12 protein-coding genes are annotated in these 13,525 nt (G+C 74.5%); 9 read left to right on the top strand and 3 right to left on the bottom strand.

Going from position 1 to position 13,525, the window contains the following annotated elements; genetic code table 11:
• Positions 1-8 precede the first annotated feature (8 nt).
• Both FJQ57_RS06475 and FJQ57_RS06480 read left to right on the top strand, forming a co-directional pair.
• A complete protein-coding gene (locus FJQ57_RS06475; RefSeq protein WP_170219298.1) occupies positions 9-305 on the top strand; it encodes a type VII secretion target in 297 nt (98 codons plus the stop codon).
• Positions 302-1,174 (top strand): hypothetical protein, encoded by an 873-nt coding sequence (locus tag FJQ57_RS06480; RefSeq protein WP_139978338.1) that lies wholly within the window; start codon positions 302-304, stop codon positions 1,172-1,174. The genes FJQ57_RS06475 and FJQ57_RS06480 overlap by 4 nt, the downstream gene beginning before the upstream one ends.
• 5 nt (positions 1,175-1,179) lie before the next feature.
• On the opposite strand, the gene FJQ57_RS06485 is transcribed toward FJQ57_RS06480, so the two are convergent.
• Positions 1,180-1,635: a YbaB/EbfC family nucleoid-associated protein gene (locus FJQ57_RS06485; protein ID WP_139978339.1), complete on the bottom strand. Its 456-nt coding sequence runs from the start codon at positions 1,633-1,635 to the stop codon at positions 1,180-1,182.
• Positions 1,636-1,728: 93 nt separating this feature from the next.
• Between FJQ57_RS06485 and FJQ57_RS06490 the strand changes: the two genes are divergently transcribed.
• The gene (locus FJQ57_RS06490; protein WP_139978340.1) at positions 1,729-2,307 is read left to right on the top strand and encodes a hypothetical protein; all 579 of its coding nucleotides are present in this window, start codon (positions 1,729-1,731) and stop codon (positions 2,305-2,307) included.
• 3 nt (positions 2,308-2,310) lie between these two features.
• Here the strand turns inward: FJQ57_RS06490 and FJQ57_RS06495 are convergent, their stop codons facing one another.
• Positions 2,311-3,783 (bottom strand): flavin-containing monooxygenase, encoded by a 1,473-nt coding sequence (locus tag FJQ57_RS06495; protein WP_139978341.1) that lies wholly within the window; start codon positions 3,781-3,783, stop codon positions 2,311-2,313.
• A 70-nt stretch (positions 3,784-3,853) separates the two neighbouring features.
• Here FJQ57_RS06495 and FJQ57_RS06500 point away from each other — a divergent pair, with 70 nt between their 5' ends.
• On the top strand, positions 3,854-4,789 hold the full coding sequence (locus tag FJQ57_RS06500) for an AraC family transcriptional regulator (protein ID WP_170219299.1): 936 nt from the start codon (positions 3,854-3,856) through the stop codon (positions 4,787-4,789).
• A gap of 66 nt (positions 4,790-4,855) precedes the next feature.
• Complete coding sequence (locus FJQ57_RS06505; RefSeq protein ID WP_139978343.1) at positions 4,856-6,991, top strand: PhoX family protein; 2,136 nt, start codon at positions 4,856-4,858, stop codon at positions 6,989-6,991.
• 80 nt (positions 6,992-7,071) lie between these two features.
• Here FJQ57_RS06505 and FJQ57_RS06510 read toward each other — a convergent pair whose 3' ends face one another.
• Positions 7,072-7,842: an SDR family NAD(P)-dependent oxidoreductase gene (locus FJQ57_RS06510; protein ID WP_139978344.1), complete on the bottom strand. Its 771-nt coding sequence runs from the start codon at positions 7,840-7,842 to the stop codon at positions 7,072-7,074.
• Positions 7,843-7,857: 15 nt separating this feature from the next.
• Here FJQ57_RS06510 and FJQ57_RS06515 point away from each other — a divergent pair, with 15 nt between their 5' ends.
• The 4 genes from FJQ57_RS06515 to FJQ57_RS06530 all read left to right on the top strand — a co-directional run bounded on the left by FJQ57_RS06515 (position 7,858) and on the right by FJQ57_RS06530 (position 13,524).
• Positions 7,858-8,802 carry an alpha/beta hydrolase gene (locus FJQ57_RS06515; protein WP_139978345.1) on the top strand — a complete coding sequence of 315 codons (945 nt, stop codon included), beginning with the start codon at positions 7,858-7,860 and terminating at the stop codon, positions 8,800-8,802.
• Between the two features lie 147 nt (positions 8,803-8,949).
• Positions 8,950-11,445, top strand: coding sequence for a leucine--tRNA ligase (leuS, locus tag FJQ57_RS06520; protein WP_139978346.1), 2,496 nt, complete (start codon positions 8,950-8,952; stop codon positions 11,443-11,445).
• A gap of 38 nt (positions 11,446-11,483) precedes the next feature.
• Positions 11,484-12,338, top strand: coding sequence for a DegV family protein (locus FJQ57_RS06525; RefSeq protein WP_246081616.1), 855 nt, complete (start codon positions 11,484-11,486; stop codon positions 12,336-12,338).
• Positions 12,339-12,516: 178 nt separating this feature from the next.
• Positions 12,517-13,524 carry a ComEA family DNA-binding protein gene (locus FJQ57_RS06530; RefSeq protein ID WP_139978347.1) on the top strand — a complete coding sequence of 336 codons (1,008 nt, stop codon included), beginning with the start codon at positions 12,517-12,519 and terminating at the stop codon, positions 13,522-13,524.
• Position 13,525: the final 1 nt, after the last annotated feature.

Consider the following 13,525-nt stretch of genomic DNA (forward strand, 5'->3'; position numbering starts at 1 on the left):
GTCCGCCCGTGCCCACTGTCGATCCCACCGCTCTGCGCGACCTCGCGTCGCGCTGGACGGCCGTCTCCGACCACGTCACCCGCGCCCGGGCCGCCGTGGCCCGCACCGAGGACGTCAGCCTCACCAACTTCACCGCCCTCGCGCTGTCCATGGCGGCCGTGCACGTCGAGGCGGAGAACTACGTGCAGCGCGAGCTCGACGCCAAGGACGAGGACGCCGACGGCTTCGCCGTCCGCATGCGGGCGACGGCGGACACGTGGGAGACGACCGAGGCGGCCAACACGGTCTCGGAGGGCGGGTCGTGAGCAACCCCTTCACCAGCGGCGCCGAGATGGCGACGACCGCGCTCCTCACCGGGTACGTCGGCGCCGCCACCTTCCCGGCGGCCTGGCCGCTGGTCTCGGAGATCTTCTTCCTCCAGGGCGACCCCGGCGCGATGTACGACGCCGGCATGGCGTGGATGGACGCCGCAGAGGCCATCGCCGACGCCATCCACGAGGCCACCGACATCCAGGCGGCGGTCGCCGCGACCGGGTGGGAGGGCACGGATGCCGACGCCTTCCACGAACGCGTCGGCGAGTACGTCACCCAGCTGACCGCCGACATGCTGATCTGCACCACGACGGGCGTCTCGATGATCGTCATGGCCACGTTGATCTTCGTGGCCGTCGTGTTCGTCTTCGCCCTCTCCGCGATCCTGGCCGGGCTCGCGGTGGCCTACTGGGCCATGCTCGCCGGGGTCGTCTCGGCCCCCGCGGCCGCGGCGTTCTGGGCCAACGTGCAGGCGTGGTGCCTCTCGATCCTGGCCCCGGTCAAGTCGATGAGCACGGCCATCACCGTGACCGGGCAGGGCTGCGCGGCCGCGATCGGCGCGATGCTCGTGGCCAACCTGGGCACCCAGACGCTGACCGGCAACCCCGAGGCCTGGCTCGACGCGGGCAAGGCCACGATCGACAGCACCAGCACCATCGCCGCCGGACTGGGGTCGTGGGCGATCAACTACGGCCTCGGCAAGGGCATCAAGTACGAGTTCATGCCGTTCACCTACGTCGGTGTCGGCACCGCCGGTGCGGGTGGGCTCGACGAGGACCTCGGCGGCCTCAACCCGGTCGGCTGGCCGGAGAACCTCACGCCCGAGGCCAACCGGGACGGCCTGCCCGACGAGTACGAGTAGGACGGTCAGCGGCCGCCGGGGGCGCGCCGCAAGAACTGCTCCACGAGCGCCTGCACGTCGCCGGAGCCGCGGCTGAAGGCCTCACCGACCTGGCGCATCTGCGCCAGCGCGGCGTCGAGGTCCTGCGGCGGGGTGGCCACGCCCAGCTCGGCGGTCAGCTCGCGCCGCCGGCGCTCGAAGTCCTCACGGGCCGCCCGGGCGACGGCCACGATCTCCTCGGCGAGGTCGACCGAGGGCTTGCGCATCGCCTTCGGGTCGAGCTGCAGCTCGCGCAGCTCGACGTCGGTGGCGATCGCGGTGATCGTGCCGTCGTCGCTGGTCGCGCGCCCGGTGAGCCCGGCGAGCTCCTGCCGCAACCGCCGGAGGGCCTCGCCCTGCTCCTCGGCCTCGCGCTCGACCCGGCCGGGGTCGTCGAGGAGGTCCGGGGGCGGTCGCAGCGACTCGAATCCGCTCGTGTCCACGGTGGTCCTCTCGTCCGGGGCGGGTGCGGGGCGCGACGCTAGCACCGTGGGGATGGGCCCGGCCCACCCCGCGCGGTGGCAGGATCGCCCGCCATGAGCGACCTCTTCGCCGCCTCCGCGTTCACGGTCACCCGCTCCGTCCGGGGCCCGGGCCGCCTCGACTACGAGGTGGTCGGTCCCGGCGGGCCGGTCGCGGTGGCCCGCCAGCGCGACGGCTCCGGCCTGGCGGCGCTGCGCAAGGTGTTCAGCCGCTCCCACCCCGGCCGGGTCTTCGACCTCACCACGGTCGACGGCTCACCCCGGCTCGTGGTCTCCATCGCGCCGGGCACCGGCCTCGGGTACGAGACGACGGTGCACGACGCCTCGGGGGCACTCGTCGGCACCGCGTCGGCCAGGGCCGGGATGCTCGGCGTCAAGGACGCCCGCCTCGTCGACGCCGCGGGCGGCGACGTCGGCAGCCTCGGCGGCCGGCTGCCGCGGCAGCTGACCTCGCCCGACCGCGTGGCGCGGGGCGTCGTCGGCATCGCGGTCCCGGACGACCTGGCGGCGCGCCACCGGACCACGGCGTACACCGTGGAGCTGGCGCCGGAGGTGCCGCCGCACGTGCGTGACCTCGTCGTCGCGGCCACGATCTCCGCGGACGCCGCGACCCTCTCGGCCGGGCCGATCTAGCGCTCAGGCCGTGGTCAGCTCGCGCCAGTCGGGCTCGGCGGTGCGCTCCTGGTACTCCGCGACCCGGCCGGGCCAGTTGGTGGAGATGCGGGAGCCGTCGGTGTACCAGCTGTCGCAGGTCGACCAGGCGGTGTCGCGCAGCCTGGCCTGCATCTCGCGGTCGTAGGCGGCCTCGACCTCGGGCCTCACCTCGGCCGTGCGGGTGCCGTCGGCGGCCATCCGGGCCACGACCTGGGCGACGTACCCGGCCTGGGCCTCCATCATCCCGATGATCGAGCTGCCGCCCAGGTTGGTGTTGGGGCCGTAGATGCAGAAGAAGTTGGGGAAGCCGGGCACGGCGATGCCGAGGTGGGCGTGGGCGCCGTCGGACCACACGTCGTGCAGCTCCGTGCCGTCGGCGCCGACGACCTCGACGCCGGCGAGGAAATCGGTGGCGGCGAACCCGGTGCCCCAGACGAGCACGTCGGCCTCGTGGAGCACGCCGTCGGCCGTGCGCACCCCGCTCGGCTCGACCCCGGCGACGCGCTCGGTGACCAGGTCGACGTGCTCCCGGGCGATCGCGGGGTACCACTCATTGCTGAACAGGATGCGCTTGCAGCCGATCTCGTAGTCGGGCACCAGCTTGGCCCGCAGGTCGGGGTCGGGGACCTGGCGGCGCAGGTGCAGCTTCCACGCCGTGCGCACCGCGCCCAGCAGTGCCCGCGACCAGGTGACCTGGCCGCCCAGGGCGGCGTTGAGTCGCTCGCTGAGCCAGAACACCGTGCCGCGCTCGCCGCGCAGCAGGGCCGGCCAGCGGTCGAACGCGCGGTGGTGGAGGTCGCGGTAGGCCTGGTCGGGCTTGGGGACGACGTACGGCGGGGACCGCTGGAAGACCGTCATCGCCCCGACCCGGTCGACGATGCCGGGCACGAACTGGATCGCGCTCGCGCCCGTGCCGACCACGGCGACCCGCTTGCCGGCCAGGTCGACGTCGTGGCGCCACTCGGCGGAGTGGAAGGACGGGCCGGCGAAGGTCTCGGCGCCCGGCAGGGCGGGCACGACCGGGTTGGAGAGCTGGCCGAGCGCCGGCACCACCACCTCGGCGTCGTACGACGACCCGTCGGCGCACCGGACGTGCCAGGCCGCGGCGTCGGCGTCCCAGGTGCAGGAGACGACGTCCTTGCCGGTCTCGACGAGGTCGAGCAGGCCCTCGCGGGCGGCGGCGTCGCGCAGGTAGGCGAGGATCTCGGGCTGCTGGGAGTAGCGCCGGCCCCAGCGGGGGTTGACCGCCCAGGACCAGGAGTAGAGCGGCGAGGGGACGTCGCAGGCCGCCCCGGGGTAGGTGTTGTCGCGCCACACGCCGCCGACCGCGTCGGCCCGCTCGAGCACCGTCACCTCGGTCAGTCCGTGCTGCAGCATCGCCCGGGCGGCGCCGAGGCCGCCGAAGCCGGCTCCGATGATGAGGACGCGGGGCTGGGTCGTCGCGGTCGCTGCCATGCTCCGAACCTAGGCGGGGGCCACCCCCAGGAGGGAGGGGTGCGCGACACTGGGGTTGATGATTCCGGACATGCGTCTCGAGCCCGCCAGCCCCGACTGGCGCCACCCGCGCGCGGTGGCGGGCGTCGTCGTGCTCGTGCGGTACGCCGCCGGGCGCGGCCTGGCGCCCGCGACCTGCCTCGCGGGCACCGGGCTGGCCGTGGCCGACCTGGCCGACGCCGCCGACCCCGACCGCGAGGTGACGGCCGACCAGGAGCTGCGCGTCGTGCGCACGCTGCGCCGCGAGCTGGGGGAGGTCGGCCGAGCCGTCGGGGCGACCTACGACGCGGGTGTGTTCGGGGCCTTCGGCTACGCCGTGCAGTCCTCGCGCACGGTCCTGGAGGCGATGACGACCGCGGCGCTGTTCATCGACCTGTCCTACGCCTTCGCGGTCCCGCGGGCCGAGGTGGTGGGCGACCGGGTGGTGGTCGAGCAGCACGGGGCCGGCCTGCCCCGCGACGTACGACGCTTCCTGCTGGAGCGCGACGGCGAGGCGGTGCGCCAGGTGCTCGACGGGCTCGTCCCCGGGGGCGTCGGTGCCGAGCTGCGGGTCGAGGGCGACCGCGCGACGGTCGCGTTCGACGCCGACCAGCTCGACCGGCCGCTGCCCGACCGGTCGGCGGAGGCTCTCGAGGCGGCGGCGACCCTGTGCCGCGACGTGGTGGACCGGCGCCGGGCCCGCACCGGCCTCGCCTCCGACGTGCGCGTCCTGGTGGCCCAGCGACTGCGTGACGGCGCGCCGATGCCCGAGGTCGCCGCCTCGCTGGGCTGGACCGAGCGGACCCTGCGCCGGCGCCTGGCGGCCGAGGGCGTGTCCTACCGCGAGCTGCTCGACGAGGTGCGCTCCTCCGTCGCCTCCGCGCTCACCGCCCGTGGCGCGACCCTCCCGCTCGACGACCTGGCCGCGCGCCTCGGCTACTCCAGCGCGTCGGCGTACCTGCACGCGCGGGCCCGCTGGACCGCCTGAACCACGTCACCCTGCGTTCACCCACAGGTCGCCGCGGCCTCAGGTGGCCTCCCTACGGTCCGCGGCATGACGACACGTCCGATCAACCGCCGTCTCCTCCCGATCACCCCCGTCGGGGGCGGCGGCGCCCACGGTCGCTCCTCCCGCGACCCCATGACCTGCCTGTTCCGCTGCGGCAACGCCTGCGACCACCCCGAGCCCAACCGCACCGAGCACGGCCACGTGCAGGACGAGATCGCCAAGGTCGTCGGCCGCCGCGGCCTGCTCAAGAGCAGCCTGCTCGGCGGCAGCGTGCTGGCCGTCGGCGCGACCGTCGGCACCGCGGGCAGCGCGGCCGCCGCCCCCCAGCCGCGCCCCGGCGGGACCCCGCCCGTCAAGCCCGGCCGCGGCCCGGCCAAGGGTGGCGACCTCACCCGCGAGATCGCCGCGGTCACCCCCAACCGCCGCGACGCCGTCGTGACCGCTCCCGGCTACACCAGCTCCGTCGTCGTCCGCTGGGGCGACCCGGTCGAGCCCGGCGCGCCGGAGTTCGACCCCCGCAAGCAGACCGCCGCCGCCGCCCGCACCCAGTTCGGCTACAACAACGACTACGTCGGCCTGCTGCCGCTGCGCCCGGGCTCGAAGCTCGGTGACGAGGCGCTGCTCGTGTGCAACCACGAGTACAGCGACGAGGTCCTGATGTTCCCGACCGGCGTCTACAGCGACGAGCAGGTCAAGACCATCGCCATGAGCAACCACGGCATGTCGGTGCTGCGCGTGCGGCGCGGGGTCGTCCCCGGCTCGTGGAAGCGCGTCGCCCCTGGCGCCCGCACCACGCCGGAGAACCGTCGCCTGCACATCGGCACGACCTTCGTCGTCGACGGCCCGGCCGCCGGCGACCCGCGCCTGCGCACCTCGGCCGACCCCTCGGGCACCAAGGTCCTCGGCACGCTCAACAACTGCGCCGGCGGCACGACCCCGTGGGGCACGGTCCTCTCGGGCGAGGAGAACTTCAACCAGTACTTCGACAAGGGCGCCGGCGCCCTCGACAGCCGGTACGCCGCGGCTTACGCCCGCTACGGCATCACCGGGTCGGGCACCAAGGGCTGGAGCACCGTCGACCCGCGCTTCGACCTCTCGAAGGAGCCGCACGAGCCGCACCGCTTCGGCTGGATCGTCGAGGTCGACCCGTACGCCCCCGGCGAGGCGCCGCGCAAGCACACGATGCTCGGCCGCTTCAAGCACGAGGGCGCCAACATCCACGTCGCCCAGGACGGCCGCGCGGTGGCCTACATGGGCGACGACGAGCGGGGTGACTACCTCTACAAGTTCGTCTCGGCCGCCAAGGTCGACAAGGGCTCCTCGGCCGCGGCCCGCCAGCGCAACAAGCAGCTGCTCAGCAAGGGCACCCTGTACGTCGCCAAGCTGGTCGGTGACGGCACCCAGGACGGCCAGCACGACGGCACCGGCACCTGGATCCCGCTGTGCTCGGACACGCAGTCGTTCGTGCCCGGCATGTCGGTGGCCGACGTGCTCATCCTCACCCGCCTCGCCGCGGACAAGGTGTCGCCGACCAGGATGGACCGGCCCGAGGACGTCGAGCCCAACCCGGTCAACGGCCGCATCTACGCCGCCCTGACCAACAACTCCAACCGCGGCAGCGCCTCGCTGCCCACCGACGAGGCCAACCCGGTCGGCTCCTCGATGGTGCGTTCGGGCCCCGGTGCCCCGCTCACCTCGGCCTCGGGCAACCGCAACGGCTACGTGCTGGAGATGACCGAGACCGGCCGCGAGGGCCACGCCGGCACCAGCTTCGCGTGGAACTTGCTGCTGGTCTGCGGCGACCCCGCCGCCGCCGAGACCTGGTTCGGTGGCTTCGACAAGTCCAAGGTCAGCCCGATCAGCTGCCCCGACAACGTCGCCTTCGACTCCGTCGGCAACTTGTGGATCTCCACCGACGGCAACGTCCTGGGCTCCAACGACGGTGTCTTCCGGGTGCCGACGTCGGGTCGGGAGCGCGGCCGCGTGCAGCAGTTCCTCACCGTACCGAAGGGTGCGGAGGCGTGCGGCCCGCTCGTCACCGACTCCGACCGGTCGCTGTTCGTCGCCGTCCAGCACCCGGGCGAGATCTCGGGCGCGACGTTCGAGGCGCCTGCCTCCACCTGGCCGCACACCGACGACTTCCCCCGCCCCTCGGTCGTCGTGGCCTACCAGGACCGCTGAGCCAGGATCGCTGGTCCCCGACGTACGACGGCCCGTCGCCCCTCGCGGGGTGGCGGGCCGTCGCCGTACGGGCTCGGGGGTCAGGTGATCGTCATGCCACCGTCGACGGCGAGGGTCTGGCCGGTGACGTAGCCGCCGGCGTCGGAGGCCAGGAAGACCAGGGCGGCGGTGAGCTCGCGCGGGTCGCCCTTGCGGCCGGCGGGGATGCGGGCCATCTGGGAGTCGAGGTAGCCCTCGGGGTAGGTGTCGGTCATCTCCGAGGTGAAGAAGCCCGGCGCGATGGCGTTGACCCGGATGCCCTTGCGGCCGGTCCACTGCTGGGCCAGGTCGCGGGTCAGGCCGATCAGGCCCGCCTTGGTCGCGGCGTACGCCGCCTGGGGGAGCCCGGCGGTGGTCAGGCCGAGGACCGAGGAGATGTTGACGATGCTCGAGCCGGGCTGCATGACGCGGCCGCAGGCCTGGGCCATCCAGTAGCAGCCGTTGAGGTTGACGTCGACGACGCCGCGGAACTGCTCCGGCGTCTCGCGGGTGGCGGGCACGGCGGTGCCGACGCCGGCGTTGTTGACCAGCACGTCGACCCGGCCGTACTCCTCCATGGCCAGCGCGACGATGCGGGTGCACGACTCGGGGTCGGCCACGTCGGTCTCGACGGCCAGGGCCCGGCGGCCGGTGGCCTCGACGAGCCGCGCGGTCTCGGCGAGCCGGTCGACGCGGCGGGCGCCGAGCACGAGGTCGGCGCCGGCCTCGGCCAGGCCCTGCGCGAAGGCGACGCCGAGGCCGCTCGAGGCGCCGGTGACGACGGCGACCTTGCCGTCGAGGCGGAACAGGTCGTTGACAGTCTGGTCGGGCATGGCTGGGATCGTAGGGTGCCCGCCACCCCGGCCCAGCGCCGCGACCTCGAGATCACCAGCCACGGCGCCCGGCTCGCGGCCTGGCACCACCCGGCGTCGTCCCCGGCCTGGACCACGCCGTCCGGGCGGCCGGTGGTGGTCATGGCCCACGGCTTCGGGGCGACCAAGGACGCGGGGCTCGTGCCGTTCGCCGAGCGGTTCGCCGCCGCCGGGGCCGACGTGGTCGTCTTCGACTACCGCGGGTTCGGCACCTCCGAGGGGCAGCCACGCCAGCTCGTCGACCACCGCCGCCACCGCCAGGACTACGCCGCCGTCGTGGCCCACGTGCGGGGGATGGACGGCGTCGACCCCGACCGCGTGGTCCTGTGGGGGTCGTCGTACTCCGGAGGGCACGTCGTGGCCGTTGCCGCCGCCGACCCGCGGGTGGCCGCCGTGGTCTCGCAGGGCGCGGCCATGGACGGCCTGGCCGCGGTGCTCGAGATCCGCCGGTACGCCGGCACGGGCCAGCTGCTGCGCCTGACCGCCCACGCCCTGCGCGGCCTGGTGCAGCGCTCGCACACGGTGCCGATCGTGGGGGAGCCCGGCTCGCTCGCCGCGATCACCTCCGACGACGGGCTCGCGGGCTACTCGCTCATCATGGGTCCGACCTTCCGCAACGAGATGCCGGCCCGCGCGATCCTGCCGATCATGGCCAACCGCCCGGTCCGTGCGGCCCGGGCGCTGAGCGCGCCGGTGCTGTTCGTGGTGGCCGCGCACGACACGATCGCGCCGCCCGCGGCGGTCGAGCGGGCCGCGGTGCTCGCCCGGCGGGCCGGGGTGCGGGTCGAGGTGCTCCGCCTCGACGTGGGCCACTTCGCGATCTACGAGGGCGAGGCGTTCGAGCGCTCGGTCGCCACCCAGGTCGCCTTCCTCGACTCGGTGCTCGCCCCGGGCGCCAGGGGCGCTACCCTGGGCAGGTGAGCACCACGACCCTGCTTGGACAGCCGCGCTGATCGACGACCGATCGCGTGGCCACCCCTCCTTGCGAGGGGTTTTTTCATGTCCGAGCAGCGCGGCCCACCCGGCCCACCCGGCCCCCAGCGCCACCAGACCCACAGGAGCAGCCAGATGACCGCCGAGACCGAGCAGCAGGCCGAGCCCACGTCGTACGACGTCGCGGCCGTCGAGGCCAAGTGGCAGCAGGTCTGGGACGAGCTCCAGCCGTTCGTCGCCGACGACGCCGCGGTGGCCTCGGGGGAGCGGGAGAAGCGCTACGCGCTGACGATGTTCCCCTACCCCAGCGGCGACCTGCACATGGGCCACGCCGAGGTGACCGCGCTGCACGACGTCATGGCCCGCTACTGGCGCTTCCGCGGCTACGAGGTCATGAACCCGATGGGCTGGGACTCCTTCGGCCTGCCCGCCGAGAACGCCGCCATCCGCAACGACGAGCACCCGGCGACCTACACCTACGCCAACATCGAGACCCAGTACGAGTCGTTCAGGAAGTTCGGCCTGAGCTTCGACTGGAGCCGCCGGCTGCACACCTCCGACCCGGAGTACTACCGCTGGACGCAGTGGCTGTTCCTGCGCTTCCGCGAGCGCGGCCTGGCCTACCGCAAGAACAGCCCGGTCAACTGGTGCCCCAACGACCAGACCGTGCTGGCCAACGAGCAGGTCGTCGACGGCGCCTGCGAGCGGTGCGGTGCGACGGTGACCAAGCGCGAGCTGACGCAGTGGTACTTCAAGATCACCGAGTACGCCCAGGAGCTGCTCGACGACCTGGACGTGCTGGCGCCCACCTGGCCCGACCGCGTCATCACCGCGCAGCGCAACTGGATCGGACGGTCCGAGGGGGCCCACGTCGACTTCGTCGTCGAGGGGCGGGACGAGCCGCTGACGGTCTACACGACCCGGCCCGACACGCTGTTCGGCGCGACGTTCATGGTGGTGGCCGCCGACGCCGCCCTGGCCGAGGAGCTGGTGAGCGAGGAGCAGCGCTCGGCCTACGAGGACTACCGCGAGCAGGTGCGCCGCGCCTCCGAGATCGAGCGCCTGGCCACCGACCGGCCCAAGACGGGCGTCTTCCTGGGCGTGCACGCCACCAACCCGGTCAACGGCGAGCGCATCCCGGTCTGGGCCGCCGACTACGTCCTGGCCGACTACGGCACCGGCGCGATCATGGCCGTGCCCGCGCACGACCAGCGCGACCTCGACTTCGCCCAGGCCTTCGACCTGCCGGTGCGCCGCGTGGTCGACGTACCGGGGGCGGGTGACCCGGCCGAGACCTTCGAGGCCACCGTCGGCGACGGGGCCTACGTCGACACCCCGCTGCTGGAGGGCGTCGACGGCAAGGCCGAGGGCGTCCGCCGCACCATCGAGCACCTGGAGGGGCAGGGGCTGGGTCGGGGCACCGTGAACTTCCGGCTGCGCGACTGGCTGCTGAGCCGCCAGCGCTACTGGGGCGTGCCGATCCCGGTCGTGCACTGCGAGGCGTGCGGCGAGGTCGGCGTGCCCGACGACCAGCTGCCCGTCACCCTGCCGGAGCTGCGCGGCGCGGACCTGAAGCCCAAGGGCGTCTCGCCGCTGGCCGCCGCCACCGAGTGGTCGCAGGTCGCGTGCCCGTCGTGCGGTGGACCCGCCACCCGCGACAGCGACACCATGGACACCTTCGTCGACTCCTCCTGGTACTTCCTGCGGTTCTGCTCACCGGGCTACCAGGACGGGCCGTTCGACGTCGAGCAGGCCAAGGCCTGGATGCCGGCCGACATCTACATCGGCGGCGTCGAGCACGCGGTGCTGCACCTGCTGTACGCCCGGTTCTTCACCAAGGTGCTGGCCGACATGGGGATGCTGGACGTGCGTGAGCCCTTCGCGGCCCAGCTCAACCAGGGCGTCGTGATCAACCAGGGCAAGAAGATGTCGAAGTCGCTGGGCAACGGCGTCAACCTGGGCGCGCAGCTGGAGGAGTTCGGGGTCGACGCGGTGCGGCTGACGCTGGTCTTCGCCGGCCCGCCGGAGGACGACATCGACTGGGCCGACATGAGCCCCGCCGGGTCGCTGCGCTTCCTGCAGCGCGCGTGGCGGCTGAGCGGCGACGTCACCTCGGAGGTGGGCACGCCGGCCGAGGGTGGCGACGTCGCGCTGCGGCGGGTCACCCACCGCACGGTCGACGACGCCCAGACCCTGGTCGAGGGCCACCGGTTCAACGTGGTGGTCGCCCGCACCATGGAGCTGGTCAACGCGACCCGCAAGGCCATCGACTCCGGCTGCGGCCCGGCCGACCCGGCCGTGCGGGAGGCCGCCGAGACGGTCGCGCGCCTGCTCAGCCTGGTGGCGCCGTACGTCGCGGAGGAGATGTGGGAGCGCCTGGGCCACCAGCCGTCGGTCGCGCAGGCCGCCTGGCCCGTCGTCGACCCGGCGCTGCTGGTCGAGGAGTCGGTGACCGCCGTCGTGCAGGTGCAGGGCAAGGTGCGGGGCCGCCTGGAGGTGCCGCCGACCATCAGCGCCGCCGACCTGGAGGCCGCCGCCCTGGCCGACCCCGCCGTCGTCGCCGCGATCGCCGACCGCCCCGTGCGCAAGGTGATCGTGCGCGAGCCCAAGCTGGTCAACGTGGTCGTGTGACCACCGGGCCCGAGCTGGACACACCGCGGGTGGCGGTCGTGACCGACTCGACCGCCAGCCTGCCGCCCGGGGTGGCCGAGGAGCACGGCGTCGTCGTCGTACCGCTGCAGGTCGTCGTCGGGTCGGAGGTGCACGACGAGGGCTCGCCCGAGGCGACGCCCGAGGCGGTGGCGACCGCGCTGCGGGAGTCGCGGTCGGTGAGCACGTCGCGTCCGGCCCCGGAGGTCTTTCGCGAGGTGTACGCGCGGCTCGCTGCCGCGGGGTACGACGAGGTCGTCTCGGTCCACCTGTCGGCCGACATGAGCGGCACCGTCGAGTCCGCGCAGCTGGCCGCGCGGGAGGCGCCGGTGCCGGTCACCGTGCTCGACAGCCGCCAGGTCGGCGTCGCCACCGGGTACGCCGCCCTCACCGCCGCGCACACCGTGGCCTCCGGCGGTACCGCGGCCGAGGCCGCCGCGATCGCCCGCTACCGCGCGGGCAAGTGCCACTCCTACTTCTACGTCGACACGCTCGAGCACCTGCGCCGCGGAGGTCGCATCGGTGCCGCAGCCGCGCTGCTCGGCGGGGCGCTCGCGGTCAAGCCGCTGCTGACGATCGAGCGGGGCGTCGTGGGCTCGCTCGAGCGCGTCCGCACCTCGGGCCGGGCACTGGCCCGGCTGGCCGACCTCGCCGTCGAGGCCGCGGGGGAGGACCAGGTCGACGTCTGCGTCGCCCACCTCGCCAGCCCCGAGCGCGCCGAGCAGCTGGCCGAGCGCCTCGCCGACCGCCTCGCCGACAACCTCGACGGGCGCGAGGTCTGGTGCGGCGAGGTCGGTGCCGTCCTCGGCGCCCACGTCGGCCCCGGCATGCTCGCCGTCTGCGTCGCCCCCCGGCTGCTCCTCGACATCGACTGACCCTCCCGCGGGAGGGCCGACCTGCCCCCCGGTGGTCGAGGAGGCGCCCCCGCGCCTGTCTCGGGACCGCGCCCGCCACCGTCCAGGAGTCGTCCACAGGACGACGCCCGGGCCCGTTCCTCCACAGCCCCGGCCGCCCCGGCCGGCACCGTCCCCGGAGCGACCTAGCGTCCCTGCCATGCGCAGCCGTCGTCCGGGTCCCGACCACGCCGAGGCCGTCTCCCGCCGTCTCGCGTCCCTCTCCGAGCAGCTGGCCGCCGCCCGGGAGGAGGCGAGCGCGGTGGGTGACGAGGAGTGGTGGGGCGACCACACCCGGGTCTCGCCCCGCCCGGCCCTGCACGTGGTCGGCCCCGATGAGTGGTCCGCGCCTGCACCGCAGCCGGTCGGGGCCTCCCGGGCGGGACCCACCGAGCCGCCGGAGCCGACGGTCGTCCCGACCCCGGGCCGGCACGCCTCGCGCCGGCGGGGGGCCTGGGTCGAGGGCGTCGTGCCCGAGACGCTCCGTGGCCGGGTCGCGCTCGGCCCCGGCCCGGTGGCCGTGGTCGCGGTGCTCGTCTGCCTCGGCCTGGCCGTCGCCTGCTGGCAGGTGCTGCGTGACGACGCCGGTCCGCCGACGCCCGCTGCGGCGCCCGTGAGCGACCTCGTGCCGGTGGCCGGGGCGCCGACGGCAGCCGCGGAGGCCCCGCCCGTGGCCCCGGCACCCTCGGGGGCCACGCCGTCCGCGGCTGCGGGAGGCACGGGCACGGTCACCGTCGACGTCGCGGGCCGGGTCCGGCGTCCCGGCATCGTGGTGCTCCCGGCAGGCTCGCGCGTGGTCGACGCCATCGAGGAGGCCGGTGGGGCTCGTCCGGCGGTCGACCTGAGCTCGATCAACCTGGCCCGCCCGCTGGTCGACGGCGAGCAGGTGCTGGTCGGCGTGGAGGGCGCCGCGGCCCCGGTCGTCACCCCGCCGGCCACCGGCACGGCGCCGGGCGGCTCGGGCGCCGCTCCGGCGGCCCTGGTCGACCTCAACCGGGCCGACCAGGCCGCGCTCGAGACGCTGCCCCAGGTCGGTCCGGTCACCGCGGCCGCGATCATCGCCTGGCGCGAGCAGCACGGCGGGTTCAGCGCGGTCACCGAGCTGCTGGAGGTCGACGGCATCGGCGACGCCACGCTGGCCCAGCTGACCCCGCTGGTGACGGTGTGAG

It is taken from the genome of Nocardioides litoris, from assembly GCF_006346315.1.
GTDB lineage: Bacteria > Actinomycetota > Actinomycetes > Propionibacteriales > Nocardioidaceae > Nocardioides > Nocardioides litoris.

Bases quoted from the DNA above. Each gene is read 5' to 3' on its own strand.
- FJQ57_RS06530 (WP_139978347.1), top strand. From the start codon at position 12,517: ATGCGCAGCCGTCGTCCGGGTCCCGACCACGCCGAGGCCGTCTCCCGC.
- leuS (WP_139978346.1), top strand. From the start codon at position 8,950: ATGACCGCCGAGACCGAGCAGCAGGCCGAGCCCACGTCGTACGACGTC.
- FJQ57_RS06500 (WP_170219299.1), top strand. From the start codon at position 3,854: ATGCGTCTCGAGCCCGCCAGCCCCGACTGGCGCCACCCGCGCGCGGTG.
- FJQ57_RS06505 (WP_139978343.1), top strand. From the start codon at position 4,856: ATGACGACACGTCCGATCAACCGCCGTCTCCTCCCGATCACCCCCGTC.
- FJQ57_RS06495 (WP_139978341.1), bottom strand. From the start codon at position 3,783: ATGGCAGCGACCGCGACGACCCAGCCCCGCGTCCTCATCATCGGAGCC.
- FJQ57_RS06510 (WP_139978344.1), bottom strand. From the start codon at position 7,842: ATGCCCGACCAGACTGTCAACGACCTGTTCCGCCTCGACGGCAAGGTC.
- FJQ57_RS06490 (WP_139978340.1), top strand. From the start codon at position 1,729: ATGAGCGACCTCTTCGCCGCCTCCGCGTTCACGGTCACCCGCTCCGTC.